17 protein-coding genes and 1 pseudogene are annotated in these 19,756 nt (G+C 51.2%); 3 read left to right on the top strand and 15 right to left on the bottom strand.

Annotated elements, in window-relative coordinates:
* Window positions 1–64: 64 nt before the first annotated feature.
* Window positions 65–1,156 (top strand): M23 family metallopeptidase, encoded by a 1,092-nt coding sequence (locus tag AC3WT9_RS19305; protein WP_341096142.1) that lies wholly within the window; start codon window positions 65–67, stop codon window positions 1,154–1,156.
* Window positions 1,157–1,195: 39 nt separating this feature from the next.
* Here AC3WT9_RS19305 and AC3WT9_RS19300 read toward each other — a convergent pair whose 3' ends face one another.
* The 10 genes from AC3WT9_RS19300 to AC3WT9_RS19255 all read right to left on the bottom strand — a co-directional run bounded on the left by AC3WT9_RS19300 (window position 1,196) and on the right by AC3WT9_RS19255 (window position 13,075).
* Window positions 1,196–2,896 (bottom strand): alpha amylase N-terminal ig-like domain-containing protein, encoded by a 1,701-nt coding sequence (locus AC3WT9_RS19300; RefSeq protein ID WP_492407798.1) that lies wholly within the window; start codon window positions 2,894–2,896, stop codon window positions 1,196–1,198.
* 206 nt (window positions 2,897–3,102) lie between these two features.
* Entirely contained in the window at window positions 3,103–3,771 is a 669-nt protein-coding gene (locus AC3WT9_RS19295; protein WP_341096145.1) for an alpha/beta hydrolase, read from the bottom strand.
* 663 nt (window positions 3,772–4,434) lie between these two features.
* Entirely contained in the window at window positions 4,435–5,172 is a 738-nt protein-coding gene (locus AC3WT9_RS19290) for a glycosyltransferase (protein WP_492407797.1), read from the bottom strand.
* Window positions 5,165–6,436, bottom strand: coding sequence for a hypothetical protein (locus AC3WT9_RS19285; protein ID WP_341096147.1), 1,272 nt, complete (start codon window positions 6,434–6,436; stop codon window positions 5,165–5,167). The genes AC3WT9_RS19290 and AC3WT9_RS19285 overlap by 8 nt, the downstream gene beginning before the upstream one ends.
* Window positions 6,433–7,920: a glycosyltransferase family protein gene (locus tag AC3WT9_RS19280; RefSeq protein WP_341096149.1), complete on the bottom strand. Its 1,488-nt coding sequence runs from the start codon at window positions 7,918–7,920 to the stop codon at window positions 6,433–6,435. The genes AC3WT9_RS19285 and AC3WT9_RS19280 overlap by 4 nt, the downstream gene beginning before the upstream one ends.
* Before the next feature lie 122 nt (window positions 7,921–8,042).
* Window positions 8,043–9,176: a sporulation protein YunB gene (gene yunB, locus AC3WT9_RS19275; RefSeq protein WP_341096151.1), complete on the bottom strand. Its 1,134-nt coding sequence runs from the start codon at window positions 9,174–9,176 to the stop codon at window positions 8,043–8,045.
* Window positions 9,177–9,316: 140 nt separating this feature from the next.
* Window positions 9,317–9,928: a TVP38/TMEM64 family protein gene (locus AC3WT9_RS19270; RefSeq protein WP_492407796.1), complete on the bottom strand. Its 612-nt coding sequence runs from the start codon at window positions 9,926–9,928 to the stop codon at window positions 9,317–9,319.
* Between the two features lie 238 nt (window positions 9,929–10,166).
* On the bottom strand, window positions 10,167–11,027 hold the full coding sequence (locus AC3WT9_RS19265; RefSeq protein WP_341096154.1) for a glycine betaine ABC transporter substrate-binding protein: 861 nt from the start codon (window positions 11,025–11,027) through the stop codon (window positions 10,167–10,169).
* A gap of 21 nt (window positions 11,028–11,048) precedes the next feature.
* Window positions 11,049–11,879 carry an ABC transporter permease gene (locus AC3WT9_RS19260; protein ID WP_038596241.1) on the bottom strand — a complete coding sequence of 277 codons (831 nt, stop codon included), beginning with the start codon at window positions 11,877–11,879 and terminating at the stop codon, window positions 11,049–11,051.
* The gene (locus tag AC3WT9_RS19255; protein ID WP_341096157.1) at window positions 11,876–13,075 is read right to left on the bottom strand and encodes a quaternary amine ABC transporter ATP-binding protein; all 1,200 of its coding nucleotides are present in this window, start codon (window positions 13,073–13,075) and stop codon (window positions 11,876–11,878) included. Before AC3WT9_RS19255 ends, AC3WT9_RS19260 begins: the two co-directional genes overlap by 4 nt.
* Window positions 13,076–13,329: 254 nt before the next feature.
* Here AC3WT9_RS19255 and AC3WT9_RS19250 point away from each other — a divergent pair, with 254 nt between their 5' ends.
* Together AC3WT9_RS19250 and AC3WT9_RS19245 are read left to right on the top strand one after the other, a co-directional pair.
* Entirely contained in the window at window positions 13,330–13,887 is a 558-nt protein-coding gene (locus AC3WT9_RS19250) for a GbsR/MarR family transcriptional regulator (protein ID WP_341096159.1), read from the top strand.
* A gap of 289 nt (window positions 13,888–14,176) precedes the next feature.
* The gene (locus AC3WT9_RS19245; protein WP_341097777.1) at window positions 14,177–15,193 is read left to right on the top strand and encodes a LacI family DNA-binding transcriptional regulator; all 1,017 of its coding nucleotides are present in this window, start codon (window positions 14,177–14,179) and stop codon (window positions 15,191–15,193) included.
* A 2-nt stretch (window positions 15,194–15,195) separates the two neighbouring features.
* On the opposite strand, the gene AC3WT9_RS19240 is transcribed toward AC3WT9_RS19245, so the two are convergent.
* The 5 genes and pseudogenes from AC3WT9_RS19240 to AC3WT9_RS19220 all read right to left on the bottom strand — a co-directional run.
* Window positions 15,196–15,357 (bottom strand): hypothetical protein, encoded by a 162-nt coding sequence (locus AC3WT9_RS19240; protein ID WP_341096161.1) that lies wholly within the window; start codon window positions 15,355–15,357, stop codon window positions 15,196–15,198.
* 89 nt (window positions 15,358–15,446) lie between these two features.
* Window positions 15,447–16,679, bottom strand: a complete 1,233-nt coding sequence (locus AC3WT9_RS19235; RefSeq protein WP_341096163.1) for an MFS transporter — start codon at window positions 16,677–16,679, stop codon at window positions 15,447–15,449.
* 43 nt (window positions 16,680–16,722) lie between these two features.
* On the bottom strand, window positions 16,723–17,724 hold the full coding sequence (locus tag AC3WT9_RS19230) for an ROK family protein (RefSeq protein WP_341096165.1): 1,002 nt from the start codon (window positions 17,722–17,724) through the stop codon (window positions 16,723–16,725).
* A 336-nt stretch (window positions 17,725–18,060) separates the two neighbouring features.
* Window positions 18,061–19,071 carry a ketoacyl-ACP synthase III gene (locus AC3WT9_RS19225; RefSeq protein ID WP_341096167.1) on the bottom strand — a complete coding sequence of 337 codons (1,011 nt, stop codon included), beginning with the start codon at window positions 19,069–19,071 and terminating at the stop codon, window positions 18,061–18,063.
* Window positions 19,072–19,303: 232 nt separating this feature from the next.
* Window positions 19,304–19,725 (bottom strand): annotated as a pseudogene (locus tag AC3WT9_RS19220) (glycosyl hydrolase family 28 protein); the annotation flags it as partial.
* Between the last annotated feature and the right edge of the window lie 31 nt (window positions 19,726–19,756).

Below are 19,756 nucleotides of genomic sequence, written 5' to 3'. Positions count from 1 at the left end.
GCATCTGTCAATACCTGTCCGATGTATTATACAATTCCACGGCGGAACTTAGGAGGTTATTATCATGCTGGCCCCATTCAGAAATTATAGAAAAGTGATCACCGTATCCTGTTTGTCGGCTGCCCTATTGCTGTCGGGCGGCGGGGAAGCGGCTGTTGCGGCTGCCACCCGGGGGCATAACCCCCCGCCCGTCAAATCCAGCGGCGTTCCTGCCGGCAGCAAGGTGAATGTTGAGACTGCACGCAAGGAGCTTTATGAGCAAATGAGTGCTGCTACCGGCATTCCCTGGTTCAGATTCGCTGCGATTGACCAGTATGAGCGGACGATTGCTAAGAAGAAGGGAAGCACGGAAGTGTCCGCTTCTTCCCGTCTTACCAGCATCACCATTCCTGCACCGGTATGGTCCGGTCCGCTGAATCCGGATCAGGCCGATAAATCGCCTGATTCCATCAGCTTCTTCGGCGGTTTCGGGCAGGACGGGTCCGGGGACGATCTCGCCGATCCCACAAATGATGCCGACGTGCTCTACAGCATGGCACGTCACCTTCTGAATTATGGAAACTCTGTGAATGACTTCAATATTGGAGTTTGGGAGTATTATCATAATGGCCGCGCGGCCCAGCGGGTGGCGCAATTCTCTAAGCTGTATGAGCATTTCGGACGGCTCGACCTGTCAGGCAGCGCTTTTCCGCTGCCCGTCGGAACGTTGTATGCCTACCGCAGTACATGGGGCACCGGCAGAAGCTGGGGAGGTGCGCGCATTCATGAGGGAACGGATCTGTTCACCCCGCATGGAATGACTGTGCGCAGCACCTGCTTTGGAGTAGTGGAGACGAAGGGATGGAACCGCTTTGGCGGCTGGAGAATAGGCATTCGCGATATCGAGAACCGGTATCATTATTACGCCCATTTGGCCGGGTATGAGAAATCCATCTCCCGCGGAGATATCGTCACACCCGGGCAAACTCTTGGCTGGGTCGGCAGCTCGGGGTACGGCAAACCCGGAACTCAGGGCAAATTCCCTCCCCATCTGCATTACGGCATCTACCGCGACCGGGGAATTACAGAGTGGGCCTTCGATCCTTATCCTTTGCTCAAGCAATGGGAGAATCAGGAGTACCGGACACTTAGGAAAAATAAGAAAAACAAATCATGAACCTGAGCCCGGCCTTGCAATTTCATCCGCACCGTTCGGCTAGTTCAACATCAGGCAGCCGAACGGTTCAATCTCCACAAGAATCTGTTTGGCATTCCGGATGGTCCTTCCACTCAACAAGTCGGTCAGTTCATTTGGGTCAGGGCGGAAACTGCTCAGCTCAAGCTGATAATGATTCGGGGAGTTGTTGAGAATCAGCCCTATTGGGTCCTGATCACCCTGCCGCACAAAGCCGAGAACATTACGCGCCTCATCAGTGAACCAGGGACGGAATGCGCCTTTTTGCAGGACGTTATGTGCTTTCCGCAGGGCAATCAGCTCCTTGTACCAATTGCGAAGTTCCTCATTCTGCTCCTGCCTGTGCCAAAGCATCGGTCTTCTGCAATGCGGATCGGTGGCCCCTTCCATTCCGACTTCATCTCCGTAATATATCATTGGCAGGCCAATATAGGTCATCTGAAAAAATATAGCCTGCTTCATCCGCTGGAGGGCCGTACCCGCCCGGTTCCAGCCGCGGCCGCCTTCCTTGCAGGCTGTCAGAAACCGCTGGGTATCATGGCTGCCAAGCAGCTGGAACATTGCCGAGTTAGCCTGATCATTGCAGAGTGCTTCGATATGGAGCAGCTGCTCCATGAACCGCTGCGGGCCCGTGGATTGTTCCGCAAAAAATTCCAGCACCGCATCACGCAGCACATAATTCATCCCGCCATCAAACTGGTCACCCCTTAACCACGGACCGGACGCATGCATGATTTCCCCAATCAGCAGCAGTTCGGGAAATTCATCCTTCAGTTCGCGGCGGAACCGGGACCAGAACAGCGGATGGACCTCATTGGCCACATCCAGACGCCAGCCGTCAATTCCCGCTTCACGAATCCAATGCTTGGCCACACCGAGCATATAATCAGCAACTTCAGGATGATTCATATTCAGCTTGGGCATCTGGGCTTCGGCCTTTGCAAAGGTCTCATAGGTTGGAACCGGAGACTGCTCAACCGGATAGGAATGGATAAAGAACCAATCCTTATACCGCGAATTCTCCCCATGTTCAAGCACATCTCTGAAAGCAAAAAAAGTATCGCCGGAATGGTTAAACACAGCATCAAGCAGCACCTTGATCCCGTGACGGTGTGCCTCAGCGACGAGCTCCTTGAGATCCTCTGCTGTACCAAAATCAGGATCAATCTTGTAATAGTCCGATGTATTATATTTATGCTCTGAAGGAGATTCAAAGATAGGTGTCATGTAGACGGCGGTCACGCCGAGTTCCTGCAGATAGGGTATTTTTTCTGTAATTCCCTGCAGTGTTCCACGGTTATAGCTGCTGGGATATATCTGATAAACAATGGCTCCGCTCGTCCATGAAGGCAGCTCCAGCGCCTGGTCGGCATGCAGATAAGCGTATTGAAAAGACCCGGCACGTTCGCGGTTTTGGGACTCTCCCCGTTCTCCGTACCATGTATAATCACCCGCAGGATTTTTTACATAGAACAAATATCTGCATTTGCCGGTTTCCGTCCGGATTACCGCCTCATGAATCTCATAGGCACCGGCTGAACCGATTTTCTCCATAGACTGTGGTTGTTCACTGCCCGGGGAATCATAGCGGTCGGAGTGAACCACAGTACAGCTTAAATGCTGTCCGGCAGGCACAAACAGCCGCAATTTCAGGGCTCCCGGTCCAGCGGGAAAGGCAAAAGGATCTTCTGACGTATGGTACAAAAACCAGTGGTTTGACATTTTTTTAGTCTCCTTTTTGTTATCATTCCCGGAATTTTCCGGACAAACTCAACCGTTAGGGAAACCGGTTTCCCTTTAAAAATTACCATGCACTATATACGTTGTCAATGCAAATCAACTCTGATAAATAAGAAAGAGCCTGCTTCACACTAATCGGTGAAAGAGGCTCTGCAAGCCGCGCTTGATATATTATTTCCACACACTATTCAGGAAACCCCTGAGCGCTCGATAAACTGGAGTACTTCGTTCATGATCCGCTCACTATCATCGCAATGGCAAACCATATGACCGCTGTTCTCCACCATCAGCACCTGTTTGCGGCCGGAAGGAATGGTCTGCTGCAGGTAACCGGCGCTTTTGGTCTTCACCAGATGATCTCTTCTGCCCTGCACGATCAAGGTCGGAATCTCGATGCGCGGATAGACCTCAAAGCTTTCGCGGACCAGCCGTTGAAACTCCCGGGTGGCCTTCGCCGGCGTCGAGCCGAATTTGCTGAAATAATTTCTGAGCATGGCTGGGCTGCCCAACGTTCTGAGAATCTCAAGCACGTTCAGCGGAAACACAGGCGCCGACAGCAGCGTAAGCGACTTAATCCGGGTTTGGTATTGTACCGAAAGATGGGAAGCGATCAACGCTCCGGTAGAAAAACCAATAAGATGAACGCTCTCCGTCTGGTTCAGCAAACTCTTTAATTCATCTTCGGCACTTTGCCGCCAATCATGCCTGTCCGAGTGAAGCAGATCTTTTCTGCTGCCGCCGTGCCCTTTAAGCGTGAAGGTCCTGGAATGGTAATTATGCTGCTCCATAAACCGTGACAACGGAGAGATTTCGTGTTCTCCCCCGGTGAAGCCATGAATAAACAAACAGCTATCCATAACCATCCCTCTTTTCGTTTAGATTTTTTTAAAGCTATATAGATTGAACTTATAATTCTTCTATTTTGGGATTGGCCGTGACTCCAGAGAATGTTTGGACTTTCGGCCGCTGTTAGGTTTCGATTTCCTGAATTTAACCGCGAATCGCGGTAGAAATCCAAACCTAAAGGCGGACGCTGTCGCTCCTACAGTTCCAAAATTCCCCTCCACCACTTTTCCCTACATGTAATTCTCAAGTTCAATCTATATAGGTTTATATGTATCTGCCTTATTTTAACCATTTTAAGAAAAATAAACCTTAACGTCCAATCGTTAAGGTTCACTTCATCATTATGTCATTAATAATATTCTCCTATTATGCCGTTTTAACCGGCTTGTTTGGGAATCTGCGTATTTTGCTATGTTAACCCAGTCATCCTCTTCAATCCACCATATTTTATCCGTACAGGCTGTGTTCTAGCTAGGATGGAAGCAAAAATGTTTAAGACCCAGACGACGGTTTGGGTCTTTTTACGGGTAAGCCTGCTGTTCCTATTCTATGAAGAAAGGATGAATAACTTTGCCTAACTTTAGTTCGTTTCAGTCCAATCCGGATAATTTGCGCACGCTTATTTTCGGCCGGGACCCCGTCTCACTTAATGATCTTCCCCTTACTACGGCTGTTTACGTGCCGCGCTTTTCTTTCCACTCTATTACACGGGGATTCTCATCCAGAATGGAACGGTATTGCTCCAGACTCCCCCATTTCCCCTCAGGATCAAGCTCCAGATAACGCTCGTATTTCTGCCGGAGCTCTTCCGGCGGCACAGCCCAGCCGTAATGCTTCACACGCAGTTCGGCTAGAAAACCCGGCAGGATGGCGTAGGAAAGCGGGAGCCGGGGAACATGATGATCCATCCGGGGCGAAAAATAATGAAAATGCGGCAGATAGACCAGCGTGCGGGTATGCTTCATGTGAATATTCCAATGTTCATCCTCACGGTAATGGGTAGTTCCGCCCCAAAAATCATACAGGCGGAAGGCTACCCAGTCGTAAACATCCTGATCAATAAGGCGCCGCATCTCCCGCTTCGCCTCTTCCTCGTAGAATTCATCGGCATCGACAGATAATAGCCAGTCTGGTCCGGTGGACACCGCCAGATCCCAGAGCGTCTGCCGGAGCACCCATTCCCGGCTGAACAGCGAGCTTTCCAGCGTCACCAGCTTTGACACCTTGGCGAAAGAATTGCACAGCCGCGCCGTACCATCCGTACTTCCGTCATCGACAATGACGATATCGTCTACAAAATCGCTCAGTTCCTCAAGCACCCGCTCCAGATGTCGCCCGCTCTCATTGCGCACCTGCATCATCGCGGTCAGCCGGTTGCCGGAGGATTTGCGCAGAGGTTCACGGTTACTCATCTACTCTCCCCCTCAGTCGTCCGACTGCCTCTTCCAGATCGGCCATTTCGGCAAACAGTGGCCGGGCTTGATGGTCTGCTCCGGCCGCCCGCAGAAAGCTGCGGATGGCGGCATGCCGCCTGCCATGCAGCAGATGCAGCGTACCTTCGATCACCGGCAGCTGCTGGCTTGCCGCCGCCGCGCCTTTTGCTGGAGGTGACGTTGCCGCAGCATTACCTACCCCCGCATCGCTGCCGGCTTCCATTTCACGCTGGAGCTGCAGTGCTTTTTCCCATTGATAGGTTTCAATGTAGTTCAGCAGCAGCAGCAGTTTCGCCTCCGTATAGGATGAACCGGACAAAATTATGATCGCCGCCGCCGAATCCTCGTTCACACGGCAGATTTCCGCCTGAAGCAGCTCTTTTTGGCCATGGTCCAGCCAGTTCTGCATCTCCGCTGCCCTCGCCCTTTCTTCGTCTGTAAAGGCTGTAATGGCATACTGCGCGGCAGCAAGCTCCAGATGGCCCTGCTTGGCTTCAATAGCCGAGAAAAACCGGTAATGGGAATGCAGACAGTCCGTATAATCATGCAGCAGCATCAGCTCGAAGGATTGCGTCAAATACCGGGAGGCCGCCTCGTCCCCAAGCAAATATAAATAGGAGGCTGCCAGATAATGCACGGTCGGCTGATCGGGCAGCTTCTCGCACATGGACAGATAGAAATCCGCACGATGCCGCCGCTGGATATCAAGCCAAGACACAGGCGATCCTGCGGATGGCTGCCACAGTTCTCCCAGCGCTCTCGTCCATATCGCTTCATAGCCGGAGAGAAAGAACAGCCCGTCTCCCCGGCGGATGATTCCATACGATAAGGGACTGTCCCCGCTGAGATAGACGACCCCGTCTCTGCGCAGATTCTGCTCCAGATATAGCCGTTCTGAAGCGGTGGCCACCAGATCGGCTCTGGCAGCAAGCAGCGCGCTGTATTTGTCCCACAGTCCGCTGTCTTCGCCTTCGGGACAAGCTTCCAGTAGTGCCACGGTATAGGCTGGCTCCAGTGTCATTACATCCGGCAGCCAATACGGGGAGGAGACGAGCACCGTGTATTCCTTGGCATTCAGCTTGTAAATCTCCGCCAGGCTCAAGGAATGGATGTCATATTCCTCCTGCTGGCCCGGTGTCATTCCCCCCGCAAACAAAACTTCCCCGCGGTCTGACAGGAGGTCGAGCAGCCTCTTATATTTATAAGCCTCCCAGGGAACAGAACTGAGGATAAGATAGTTCATAGCCGTCCCCCTCCGTTACTCGGGGATGGCGATATTTCTCCGCCGCGAAGCCCGGCAGTATACCCTATAGTCAGCTTTTCTGCGGGAACGAGCTGCAGGCTGCGGCGGGTCGGCTCCTCCCGCCGCCCAATTCGGCCAGGCATAATTCCGCCCCGGTGGGCGGAATGCTCAAGCGGAAGAAACAGCGGAAGACCTCCGGTCAATGGCCCCTGCAGCTCATCTTCCTGGCTCACCACAATATCGGTTGAACCCTGCCGCACAGCCTGCACAATTCTCTCCACATAACGGTGGTCATATTCTGCAGAAGCGGACAAATACACTACTGCTTCGCTTTCGTAGAGTGCGGATACATTCTCCAGCGCATGCAGCCAAGGTTTTTCTCCCTGTACCGTAATCACTGCGTCCCTCTCCTGGACCGGAAATCCGGAAGCAACATCGTTTGCACTGTCTCTGATCCATACCCAGCGGATATTGTCATAACTCTGTTGTTCTTGCAGCAACTGACATCGCTTAAGCGATGTTTCCGTGTTCCACTTCTCTTCAAAATAAACAACCGCTGTCACCAGTGGAACGATCACGGAAGAATGGCCGAGCGGTATGGCGGGCTGCTGCGGATAGACGGAAAGCTCCGCAGGTACCTGGAGACTTCCTCCACTCCCAGAGACGCCGGGCAAATTCCATTTGGCGCAGTACGCCCGCCTGCCTTCCTCTTCAGCCCCTTGGTCTATGCCATTCAAAGAATAACTTCCGTCTTCAAGCGGATGAAGCGTGTGAACATACAGAGCATCACTGAGCGCGAGCCTTCTCCCCAGCTGCCGGGCCCGCAGGCACCAATCGGCCACCATTAGGCGCCGCTGGCGGAGCGATGCATCGAAACCGCCCACCCTGAGCAGCAGCTCCCGGGTGAAGAGCAGGCAGGCACCGCTCAGCACATCCACACTACGCCATTCGCCTTGCCGCCGAAGCCGGGTATGGCTTACGTATGCGGACAGTTTAGAAAAATCGTCAAACAGCTGCAATTCCCTGCCTTCCGCTTCTTCCGTAGAGGAACGCGGGGCAACTACCCCGACAACCGGATCATCAATGGCCGGCCAGAGCAGATCTGCGAGCCAGCCTGCAGTAACCATGACGGAATCCTGAAGCAATACGACAAATAAGGTCTCGGCATATGCCAAGGCCTCATTCACCCTATACTCCCCATTCCTGTAGGGGAGAAAAGACACGGCATGTTCTCCAGAGAACTGCTCCGAGAGGGGCAGCAAAGCAAAATCCTCTTCCAGCGGAACGCCAATCACACGGACGCCAGGGCCGGAATGCAGCAGCAGCAGCCGCAAGCATTCTTCCGCCCACGCGGCACAGCGCAGTTCAACCACAATTGTTATTCCGTCTATTACCGGAAGCGGCAGTAATCCTTCACGCTCCAGATAGCTGTATCTTCCGGCCAGACGCTCCAAGCGGACAGAATCCATAGAATCATACGGCATCAGGCTCACACTCCATTAGTTAAAACTTTGCTAACTATAGTGTATGAACGCTACGCGGTGATATCCCTGTTCCATTGGCGGATTTTTCCTGATTATCCCAAATTAAATCCAATTTTCCTAAGCTATTCGCCGCCGCCTTCCGTCTCCGCTCCGCCATTGCCTGCGTTTCCGGCATTGCCGGAAGTATTGCTGCCCGCGGGCGGATCATTCGTGCTGCCGCTTTGCGGATCTTTGCTCTCGCCGCTTTCATCAGTATCTGAACCGCCCTCGCCCTCGCCCTCGCCCTCGCCAGCTCCGCTCTTCTCCCCGCTTGCCTGCGGAGCCGGAATGGCAATGCCCGGTGCGTTATTTCCATTCTCACCGACTGGCTGGCCTTGATTGTCGTAATAGTACATCGGAACATCGCCGACAACCATCAGATAAGATACGGGAATTTCCGTATCCACCACCTGCGGCTCCATGTCGAACGGAATGACGACCGCAACCTCAGTGACAACATGAATGAAGACCTCAACCAGAATCATATTAATTCCGGCATTTTTTTGGCGGGTGTTCAGCTCTACTTTAACTGCACCCTGCGGTTCGATCTTGATCGGCACATCCGGCCCGAAGGAAGCGATGAGCGGACTGCCCAGCGCCTGGCCGAGCGGGATATGCTCCGTCTGATTATGCAGCTCCTGCAGCGTGGACTGAATGACCTCCGCAGCCTGCGAGGTAATCCGCATATGCTCTCTATAATTGAGCATAAAGCCCGATATTTTGCCTTCCTTATCCGTCTTCCAGTCAATCAGCGCTTCGGCATCTCCTGCATCGGCCACCTGTGAGGTAATCGCCTTGTTGATCGACTCCGTGGCAATTTGCTTCACCCGGATTTGCGCCAGATGAATAATCGGCGGCTTTAAATGCTGCTCGACATAACGCAGCCCTTGAAGCACCGCCAATATCAGCAGCAGGCTTAGGATGATCCAGAAGCGGCCCCGTCTGCGCGGCTTTTGCGGCTTCTGGACGGAAACGGAAACCGCCTTCTTCCGCTCTCCTCCTCCGGAGAAGCTGAACCTGCTCCCCCGTCTTTTTGGCGAGAACCGCGCTCCTTGTCCAGCGGCTCTGATTCCCGGCTTGGCCGGTTTCGCCTTAAACGCGGGGCTTCGCCCGGCCGGTCTTGGCATGCTGCCCAAGCTGAATTTCGGCAGCCGCACCCGCAGGCGCAGGCTTGGCATAACTGCCCTGCGGCTTCCCCATTTTTTTATTCTGCCCATGAGTCTAAGTCCCCCCTGCATTCCTGCGGTCAAGCCGCCGCCCCTTACTATAGCTATTCGGGAAGAGGACAAAAAAGAAGAACGCCTCTCACGGTGCGAAGTACCGTGAGAAACGTTCATGTCCATAATTCCTAAAGCTATCACTGCATCCGGCTCCGCTTATCCTCCTGCAGATGGCCCCAATGCCGCCGGATAAAGATACCCAGCAAAATAATAATAAAAACCGCATACCAGGCAAGAAATCCGTTCCATTCCTCTCTGGGGACAACCAGTGAAGAGCCGATCGTTCCGAACAGCCAGATGAAGGACAGATTGCCGAGCACCGTACCCCAAATATAAGACGAGGCTTTGATCGGCGAGACCGCCGCCATGAAATTGATTACGTTGCTGGGAACAATCGGAATGGTGCGAAGCAGCACCAGCGTCCAGATGCCGTAGCGGTCCAAATAACGCTGCCACTTGTCATAGCGCTTCAGCTTGGATCTCCATTTCTCGTCGAACCAGCCATAGAGGTACCGCCGGAAGAGAAAATACACGAGTATAGCGCCTAAATTACAAGCCAGCCAGCTGACCAGCATGCCGCCGATCACATGAAACTCGGAGACATGCAGAACAATCAATATCGCCAGCGGAAAAAATCCGAACAAACTCTGCAGAATCGTAAGCGGAATCGTCGCTAACAGAATATACGGCCCGTTCAGCCCAAGACTTTGCAGCAGCCAATCAATCCAGCCGTTTATGACCTCCGTCATGGAGCCGTCCCCTTTCGTGACTCCTTTCAGCATCAGCTCCGCTGAGTCCTTATAAATCACTAATTCTTCAAGAAAAACACCCCTTACGGGGTGTTTGTTGATGATCCTGCTAAAGAATGTGTTATGGCGGGAACAATGTCCGGCTACAGGTTACAAAATTGTAGCCTTATGTTGGCCTAATCATAGCACACATCTTAACCCGCTGCAAAATGACTCTGCAGTACCGGCACAGTTATTATTATTCTGCAGCAATCCAAGTATTCACTTTATCCTCATTCGCTTCTACCCAGCTCTTGGCAGCATCCTCAGGCGATTTCCCGGCTTGAATCTCCACCATAACCTGGGCCATTTCCTCAGGTGTCCAAGTGAACTTATCGAGGAAGTTGTACACCTCCGGCATATCTTCCTTCAATCCTTTTCGTATCATAGTGTGAATCTGCTCTGCTCCGCCATATACGTTTTTGGGATCTTCCAGATACTTCAGATCCATATTAGCGAACATCCAGTGCGGCGTCCAGCCCGTTACTACAATCGGCTCATTATTGGTATATGCCTTCTCCAGTTCTTGAACCATAGCGGCCGACGAGCTTTCCAGCAGCTTATAATCACTCAGTTTATAGTCAGTGAGCGCCTTTTCGGTGGCCATCATAATTCCTGCTCCGGGTTCAATCCCGATAACCCGGTTGTTCAGCGCTGCTGCCATTTCCGGATTGTTCAAATCCTCAATGGAGTTGATGTCCATATAAGTGGGAACAACCAGACCTGTCTTGGTTCCTTCCAGGTTGGCCCCGAGATCCTCTATATCTTTTCCATACTGCTCCAGGTAGGAAGCATGGGTGCTCGGCAGCCAGGCAGCTACCATTCCATCTGCACTTCCATCCGCAACCCCGGCCCACATCGGTCCAGCATCAACCTGAAGCATTTCCACCTTCGCATCCAGCTTGGACTCCAGAACCTCTTTGACTACATACGTGCTGGCAATTTCCGAATCCCAGGCCACATATGCCAGCTTCACAGATTTTCCTTCACTTGATGAACAGCCGGCAATTGCAAATACCAGCAACGCCGTCAACAGCAATCCGAATCCTTTTTTCTTCATCTAAATAAAACACTCCCGTCATTATTGTTTAGGTTTAACCAGCTTCTGCGTCAAACGGTCAAGCAGGATCGCTATAATTACAATGGCAATCCCTGCTTCGAAGCCTGCGCCAGTCTTAGCCTGTGATACCGCCCGGTATACATAGGCCCCTACCCCTTGTGCGCCGATCATCGACGAAATGACGACCATCGACAGCGACAGCATAATCGTCTGATTAATGCCGGCCATAATCGTAGGCATAGCAATCGGTAGCTGCAGCTTAAACAGCTTCTGGCCCGCCGTCGAACCGAACGCATCCGCAGCCTCTACGAGTTCCGGCGACACCTGGCGTATCCCCAGGTTCGTCAGACGAATCGTAGGTGGAATAGCAAATATAATAGAAGCAATGACTCCGGGAACTACGCCAAGCGAGAAAAAGGATACCGCCGGCAGCAGATACACAAATGCAGGCATCGTCTGCATGAAGTCCAGTATCGGAGTCACAATATTTTGAACAGTCTTACTTTGCGCGCAAAACACGCCAACCGGAACACCAATCAGCACAGCAAGCAGTGATGCAGTAAGCACAAGGGCCAGGGACTGCATAGAAGGATCCCATAGACCCAGATTGTCGATCAGCAGCAGCCCGATCACTGCGAATAAAGCCATCCGCCATTTGCCGATCCAGTAAGCCAAGGCGGCGATAATCACCGTGAGGACGATAGCCGGAAGGAAGGTTAAAGCCGCATCGATTCCGTCCACCATGCCTCCAATAACCGCATGAATGAGATCAAAGAACGGCCCGAAATACGTAGTCAGCCAGTCCTCCAGCCATTCAATCCCCTTGCCTATAGGTAATTTAGGTAAATTCATGAACCGATGCCTCCTTCCGGTACCGCATTGCCTGCAAGGGCGGAAAGTACTGCCCCTTTAATCACAATGCCCTTTAGCTTATCCTCTTCATCCACTACCGCAACCGGCAGATGTGTCTCAGACATCAGCTCGAACAGGTCGTTCAGCAGCGTGTCCGGACGTACACGGGGAATTTCACGGACCATCACTTCAAGAATGCTTTTATTCTCCTTGAGTGCCTCCAGCGCTTTCTCTGCCGTAAGTACACCTTGCAGCTTCATTTCATTGCTCGCCACATAGAGGCTGGATACGCCGCTGTCCCGCATCAGCTGAAGCGCAACACGCGGACCGCGCTCCGGCCGGATCATTTCCGGCTGGCGCATCACATGCGCAGCTGTCAGGACTTTTGACAAGTCTACATCCTCCACAAACCGCTCCACATATTTGTTTGCAGGCTGAATAAGGATCTCTTCCGGAGTGCCGATCTGGACGATCACACCATCCTTCATCAAAGCAATCCGGTCACCGATCCGCAGGGCCTCATCCAGGTCATGCGTAATGAATACGATCGTCTTCTTCACTCTTGCCTGCAGCTCCAGCAGCTCCTGCTGCATATCCTTGCGGATCAGCGGATCAAGCGCACTGAAGGCTTCATCCATCAGCAGGATATCCGGGTCATTGGCAAGACCGCGTGCAAGACCCACACGCTGCTGCATGCCTCCGCTCAATTGATCAGGGCGGTGGTCCTCCCAGCCTTTAAGTCCTACAAGCTCCAGTGCCTCCATGGCAAGCCGGGTTCTCTCTTTTTTCTCCACACCCTGTACTTCAAGACCATATTCGGCATTAGCCAGCACCGTGCGATGCGGAAACAATGCAAACTTCTGGAAGACCATGCCGATATTTTTACGCCGGAACCGGCGCAGCTCTTCAGGATTCATTTTGACCACATCATTGCCTTTAAAAAAGACCTGGCCCCCTGTGGGCTCAATCAGACGGTTCAATAAACGGACTAGCGTGGATTTGCCACTGCCTGACAAACCCATGATGACAAATATTTCTCCTTCTTTGATGCTGAATTCAGCCTTGTTGACACCAACCGTCAGCTTGGCCTCACGGGCAATCTTCTCTTTAGACCAACCTTGTGCTAGTAATGGAAGTGCCCGTCCCGCATCATGACCGAATACTTTGGTAAGTTCTTTTACCTCTATAATTGCCATGGTGACCTCCTTCTTCCCCTTATATTTCACGTTTGTGCTTCTCAACAAGTGTAACGGAGTTGTGAAAAGCGACGCAAAGTGCATATTCGCTAAAAAATTAGTGTACAGTTTTAACTTTACATACTTTACGTATAGAATACTCTGTTTTACGCCATATTCCGTTCTGCATGAATTCTTTACTTATTGCAGCAGATTTGATTACAATACATTGGAGAGGTTTGCAGTTTATTAGCCTAATCCTCAGGAGGGACATCATGAACGATTTAGAAGGGCTTCCGCCCGAGCAAATAGAGAAAATCAGCAAGGTCCGCGAGCGGGTCATTGATTCCATTGGCAAAAATATGGATTTGTACGGGATCACCCTATCCATTGGGCATTTATACGGTTACATGTACTTTAATCAAGGCCCCGTAACGCTGGACGAGCTAAGCCGTACAATGGGAATGAGCAAAACATCCATGAGTACAGGAGTGCGCACCTTACTTGACCTGAAGATGATCGACAAGGTGTGGGGAAAAGGAACCCGAAAGGATCTGTTCGAGGTCGTTCCCGACTGGCATCAGAATTTCAGTGATTATTTTTCAATTAAATGGAGAAAAGCCGTAGAGGGAAATATGTCCGCACTGGCTAAATCGCTTGCTGAAATCAAACAAATAAAAACCGAATATGCTGACAATCCGGATATTGAGAAGCTCCTGAATACAGATGAAGCAAAGATTGAAGAAGCCATTAAGTACTACCGCTGGCTGCTGAAGCTGATTGAAGCCCTGGAAACCGGCAAGATATTCGACTTCATTCCCAAAGAAAAGTAAACACGGAGCGTGAGCTCCCTGCTGCTCCGCATAATAAATACGGCCATGGCCCCGCAAAGGGGCCATGGCCGTTTATTATTTACTATTTGCTGCGGATTTATAAATGTAAATCCAGGCCGAAATCGGTTTCGGAAATAACAGCTGCGGATTGACTTGTACCAACAAGTTTAATAGACTAGGAATAACTGATTTTCGCAACGGATAAAGTGTTATCGATGGACCAAAACCGCAGTATATCAGTCGTTTTCCCAGAATTCATGATCAGTCGGAGGGTGGCTTTACCATGCAAATGAATATTAAGAAAATTGCCGAAATGGCAGGTGTCTCCGTCTCAACGGTCTCGAAAATCATGAATAATTACAGCGATGTTTCGGAAAAAACGAAACAGCGGGTGCTGGAGATTATCGAACAAACCGGATATTCCCCCTCGAATTCTGCGAAAACACTGGCCACCAAAAAGTCGAGTCTGATCGGGGTCATTTTTGCCGGTGAATTTAATGTCGAATTTACCCATCCCTTTTTCATCGAGGTGCTGAACTCCTTCAAGAAACAGATGGGTGTGCTGGGGTACGATCTGATTTTTTTCTCCAACGAGAAATTTATCAGCAGCGGTGATTATTTCGCGCGCTGCCAGCATTTTCATGTGGACGGCTGCGTGATTATCTCCGGGCAGAAGATGGAGTCCTCGATCCGCGACCTTGATATGAGCAGCATTCCCTGCATCGGTGTAGATTTGGAGCTTAAGGGTAAAAAATCGGGATATGTGATGTCGGACAACTATCAAATCTCCTCCAAGGTCGTGGAGCATTTCTATCTGCTTGGCTACAGGGAGCTTGGCTTTATCGGCAGTACGGCGGATTCAGATATTTCCAACCGGCGGGAAGCAGGGTATATCAAGGCAATCGAAGATTTTGGTCTGGTGATGAATCCCACGTGGTTCGTACATGGAGAGGATTTCTTTGAAGCCAGCGGTTATTCGGCCATGCAGACGCTCATCGGGAAAGGCCGCCTGCCGCAAGCGGTCTTTGCCGCTTCCGATTTGCTGGCACTTGGGGCCATCCGCGCCTTGAAGGAACACGGACTGCGCATCCCTGAAGATATCGCCATCATCGGCTGTGACGATATTGAGGCCTGCAAATACACCAGTCCTACGCTGACAACGATCCGCCAGAACAAAGAACGGCTTGGCGTACTTGCGGCTCATATGCTGTTCGATCTAATTAACAATCAATCAGAAGGCGGTTCGTTTGTCGTTGAACCGGCGCTAATCGTCCGCGAATCCTGCGGCAGCCGGTTGAATGCTTAACCTCACCAATCCTCTTTATAAGCCCCGTGTTCGAATTCGTCCTTAAACTTTTTGTCCCTCTCTGCCGCATGTTTCTGCACCGAAGGAGAATTGACAATTTTACGGACGATCCAATACAACACTATAAGAAATACGATACCAAACAAGATTTCGATCACTAGCAATAGTCGTGCCTCCTTTGTCTTATAGATTAAAAGCTTGAACAGCTTTTACCTATAAGAATAATCATACCGGCTGATCTCTTGCACCCGGCCTACGCTTCTGACCGGCTTCGTTTCAGGACCCGGTTCACCTGCTCTGAACTCAGCATCATCAATAGCAAAAACGCCAATACGATGGCCGGAAACAGGCTGATGCTAATTCCGGAAGCAATCAGACCAAACAATGGGGGCAGCAAGGTTGTTCCTGTATAGGCAACTGCCATCTGGTACCCCATTAATTGCGCGGAGTTCTCTTTGCCGAAACGGGCCGGTGTTTCATGAAGCAGCCCGGGATATATCGGCGCAAGCCCCAGCCCGATCAGGATGAGTCCAACGAGGGTCATAACGTCAGGCAGTGGAAGCAGCAGCAGCAATCCACCTAGGGCAGCTGTAAGCTGACCCGCCAGAATCAGCACCCGGTTGCTGATCTTTAGGGTCACAAATCCGGTAATCAATCTGCCGATGGTGATTCCGCCATAGTACATAGAAATCCAGCCTGCGGCTAATTCGGCTGACACCTCTCTTGCCCCTACTAAATAGCTGGCCCCCCATAACCCTACTGTGGATTCGACACCGCAATAAAACAAGAATGCGAGAAGCGAGAATTTAACGCCCTTGAGGCGAATGGGATGAACCTTCTCTTTGGCAGGCGGGGAAGATATGCCGGTTCTACTCCCCTCGAGCCCGTCAGACTGGGCTTCGTTCGAATTCACAACCTCTGCAGCATGATGCAGCTTCGCTACCCGCTTCCATAACGGAAGGGTGACAAGCAAAATGATTACCAGACCCAACTGGATGATCGAAACGGCCGAATAGCCTTCTCTCCACGAATTGTGGTTCGCCATATAATAGGACATGATCATCGGCCCCGCCGTCGCACCGACACCCCAAAAACAATGCAGCCAGCTCATGTGGTGGGCTTTGTAATTATCGGCTACATAATGGTTGAGCGCAGCATCTACCGCTCCGCCTCCAAGTCCCAGGGGAATGGCCAGAACCGCCAACCAAACCAGTGAAGGCGCAAAGGAAAAGCCCAGCAGCGCACCAGCGGTCATACAGCAGCTGATCAGGGTAATCGTCCCTGTGCCCAGTTTTTTAATGATGCTGCCGCTTACCAGACTTGAGACGATGGTCCCTCCGGCAATGATCATAGAGATGAGACCTGCCGATCCAAAGGGAGCGCCGATTTCCAGATGCAGCACCGGCCAGGCCGATCCCAGCAACGAATCAGGAATGCCCAAGCTGATAAATGAAAGATAGATAATGATTAGAAACCAAGTTGCCATAGTTATGTTTCTTCCTCTCTGTGATTTCCCGGATAACAGGGCATCAATTGCCCCAAATATCAGGCTCCAGCTGCTTTAAGGTTAGCCAGCGCATCCCTGCCTCAAAGTCTTCATGAAATGAATCAAGCAGAATGATGCTCGGCATGGAAGGCATTGCATGCTGAGTTCTGTACAATTCCCAAGCGCTGCCCCAGGTTTCCTCATCCATCAGGCTCTGGTAAATAACAATTTCATCCGGAGCAAGCACAACATTCACCGTATGAATAATCGTGCAGGCTGCCTCAATAAACACCTCAGGCTTGACCGGATTGTTCCAGTCCACCTCCACCGGAAGAAACTTAATTTCACCAGCCATGCCGTCCTTGCCCTTCACTACACTCCCGTTCAAATAAATCCCCATGCCAGGAGGATAGGATCTTGGAAAATATACACCAAGCACACATTGATTATCATCTTTCTCGGTTCGGGAACAGTACCCGCTGATCGCAGCATTCACATCGTTTTCCAACACAACCGGCAATCCAAATTGCTCCTGTATAACTTCGCTCAATCTTACGCCTTTCAGCTGGTCATGACTGCTTACTTTGATTTCCCCATTGACTGACTGGCCGGGAATACCGATCCCAATCACCTTGATGGTAGGGTGTTTCGACAAATATTGCTCAATCAATTTAAAAAACCGTTCAAGATTGAACAGCGGTATGCCGTATTCTTCCTGCTCTATAATCTCATCCCCTAAATTAATTACTGTCACAACAACTACATCCTCACCCTGCTTCTCATTCATATGAATGACCAGCGCCAGGCTAAATCCGTAATTGTAGCGGTAAGTAAGCGCAGGTCTGCCCCCATTGGATGGGACCGTTTCGTCTTCCGACAATTCACCGAGCTGAACCAATTCCTTGACCAGTGAATTAATAGTAACCACGCTTAGCTTGGTCAAAACTGCCAGCTGTGACTTAGATCCCGTTCCAATCTGCTTCATGGCCTGCCGCACAAGGTTGAGATTAATATCTTTGATTAAATAACCGTTAGCCTTCTCCATAAGTATCCTCCGACATATAATAAAGTCACTTAATAAACCCTGTTTAATTAGTATGCAGCGAGTAGTCTGTCCTTGTCAAGACTATAGGGGGCAAGTGGAGATCTGAACACAAATGCGGCAAATTCAAATGCACTTATGCCTCAAATTTCACCCAGCAGTCCAGTTGTACTGTGCAGAATACTAACAATGTTCCTGACACTTTTACTCAGCAGAAGTAACCGAGCCGGTGTATTATCCGTTTCAGCGAGAAATAGAAGGATAATTTATAGCTTGAAGCATTTAAATTCTAATATTTCAATAAAAACAGCCGCTTCCTGGGAAGACGGCTGGTACCTGTTAAAGCTGCGCCGGAAGCTCGACCTGCGGGTCCAGTGCCAGCTTTAGAAGTTGACCTGCATGGGCCAGACCCGCGCCGAATCCGTACAATAGAATCTGCTGGCCATTCAGCACTTTGCCCTCGCGGACACCCAGGTCCAGGGCGAGTGGTATGCTTGCGGCCGACGTATTGCCGAAATATTCAAGGCTGTACAGTGCCTGCTCAAGAGGATAATCCAAGCGCTCACAAATGGGCTCGATCATCCGCAGGTTGGCGCTGTGCGGAATCAGCCAGTCCACTTGCGCAAGCTCTGCCCCCGCATTTTTAAGCACCTGCTGGATGCCTTGGGGTACGGTTCTTACCGCCCAGCGGAAAACCTCCCGGCCATTTTGCACCAGCTTGCCTGAATTCATCAGTTCAATCCCGTTCACCTTATGCGACAGGCCCGTGCGGTACACATGATGTGCTCCGCCGCCGTCACTGCCCAGATGGAAGCCGAGGAAGCTGTCCTCGGGCTCATCGCTCTCCACAAGAACCGCCCCGGCCCCATCCCCAAAAAGGATACAGGTGCTGCGGTCGGTATAGTCTGTAATTTTGGACAGCGCATCTGCCCCAAGAACCAGAACCTTGCGGTGCAATCCTGATGCGACATAAGCGTGGGCCGTATGCAAGGCATAGACAAAACCTGCACAGGCGGCACTCATATCGACAGCTCCGGCTGTAAGCGGAATCCCAAGACGGTGCTGAATTATGGATGCTACAGAAGGAAAAGAAAAGTCAGGCGTGCTGGTAGCCACAATAACCATATCCACGTCCCCGGCAGACTTGCCATAACGCTTCAGCAGATCCTGCGCGGCAGAAACACATAAATCACTGGTATATTCATCTTCACGGCTGATTCTCCGCTCGCGGATTCCGGTTCGCTGGACAATCCACTCATCGTTCGTCTCTACCATCTGTTCCAAATCGCTATTGGTTAGCCTCCGGACTGGCACATAAGATCCAATCGCTGTAATTTTCGCACCCGCCAATGAAATCACCTCATTAATAGTATCTGGTATTAGTACTTGGTACTAATTATATGCGATACCTGCTTATATTGCAAAGGAAAAAGCCGTAAAGTAAATATTTCCCTGGACTCTCCGAAGATCAAAAAAAGAACTATGGCCCAAAAGGGCCACAGTTCCTAGTAAACCTATTGAACAAAAGGTAAAGGTAAGCAGCAGCATAGCTTAGGTACAGCACCGTGAACCTTCCGGTGTAAGAGATATTGTCGATCGTCACATTGCTGCAGCAGATCGGATTCACCATCCAGCTCGGTGAGTTCAGCAGCATTACATCCTTGATCGTAACCCGGGTGCAGTTGTTAGATCCGATCAGCGTTGGACGGGGATACTCCAGCGCCTCCGGGTGATTCCGGTGCTTGTTCCACCAGGGGGCGCCATTGCCCTCCAGAGTTCCGCTTCCGGTAATGGATACATTCACTAGATCCTCCCCGTAAATGCAGGACGCATGCACTTGCCGTTTCACGCCTTCCCATCTGGATTCCACAGCCGGAAAGTCCCGGCCGGGATAACTACCGTTCCGCCGCCGTCTCTGCTCGCAGCCGCAATGGCATCCGCAATAGCTCCCGTTGCCGGCACTGGACTATCCCGCAGCGCTCCGTAATCCGCAATGTTATACATGGGTCTCCCTTCCTCCCGAGCAGCGCTCCAA

The sequence above is a fragment of the Paenibacillus sp. EB106-06-01-XG199 genome (assembly GCF_058791575.1).
This window is presented reverse-complemented; position numbering and strand designations above follow the sequence as displayed.

Coding starts and splice junctions, on each gene's coding strand:
- AC3WT9_RS19285 (WP_341096147.1), bottom strand. CDS start 6,436: ATGAACTATCTTATCCTCAGTTCTGTTCCCTGGGAGGCTTATAAATAT.
- AC3WT9_RS19305 (WP_341096142.1), top strand. CDS start 65: ATGCTGGCCCCATTCAGAAATTATAGAAAAGTGATCACCGTATCCTGT.
- AC3WT9_RS19230 (WP_341096165.1), bottom strand. CDS start 17,724: ATGGAGAAGGCTAACGGTTATTTAATCAAAGATATTAATCTCAACCTT.
- AC3WT9_RS19235 (WP_341096163.1), bottom strand. CDS start 16,679: ATGGCAACTTGGTTTCTAATCATTATCTATCTTTCATTTATCAGCTTG.
- AC3WT9_RS19295 (WP_341096145.1), bottom strand. CDS start 3,771: ATGGATAGCTGTTTGTTTATTCATGGCTTCACCGGGGGAGAACACGAA.
- AC3WT9_RS19265 (WP_341096154.1), bottom strand. CDS start 11,027: ATGAAGAAAAAAGGATTCGGATTGCTGTTGACGGCGTTGCTGGTATTT.
- AC3WT9_RS19245 (WP_341097777.1), top strand. CDS start 14,177: ATGAATATTAAGAAAATTGCCGAAATGGCAGGTGTCTCCGTCTCAACG.
- AC3WT9_RS19250 (WP_341096159.1), top strand. CDS start 13,330: ATGAACGATTTAGAAGGGCTTCCGCCCGAGCAAATAGAGAAAATCAGC.
- AC3WT9_RS19300 (WP_492407798.1), bottom strand. CDS start 2,896: ATGTCAAACCACTGGTTTTTGTACCATACGTCAGAAGATCCTTTTGCC.
- yunB (WP_341096151.1), bottom strand. CDS start 9,176: ATGGGCAGAATAAAAAAATGGGGAAGCCGCAGGGCAGTTATGCCAAGC.
- AC3WT9_RS19280 (WP_341096149.1), bottom strand. CDS start 7,920: ATGCCGTATGATTCTATGGATTCTGTCCGCTTGGAGCGTCTGGCCGGA.
- AC3WT9_RS19270 (WP_492407796.1), bottom strand. CDS start 9,928: ATGACGGAGGTCATAAACGGCTGGATTGATTGGCTGCTGCAAAGTCTT.
- AC3WT9_RS19260 (WP_038596241.1), bottom strand. CDS start 11,879: ATGAATTTACCTAAATTACCTATAGGCAAGGGGATTGAATGGCTGGAG.
- AC3WT9_RS19290 (WP_492407797.1), bottom strand. CDS start 5,172: ATGAGTAACCGTGAACCTCTGCGCAAATCCTCCGGCAACCGGCTGACC.
- AC3WT9_RS19255 (WP_341096157.1), bottom strand. CDS start 13,075: ATGGCAATTATAGAGGTAAAAGAACTTACCAAAGTATTCGGTCATGAT.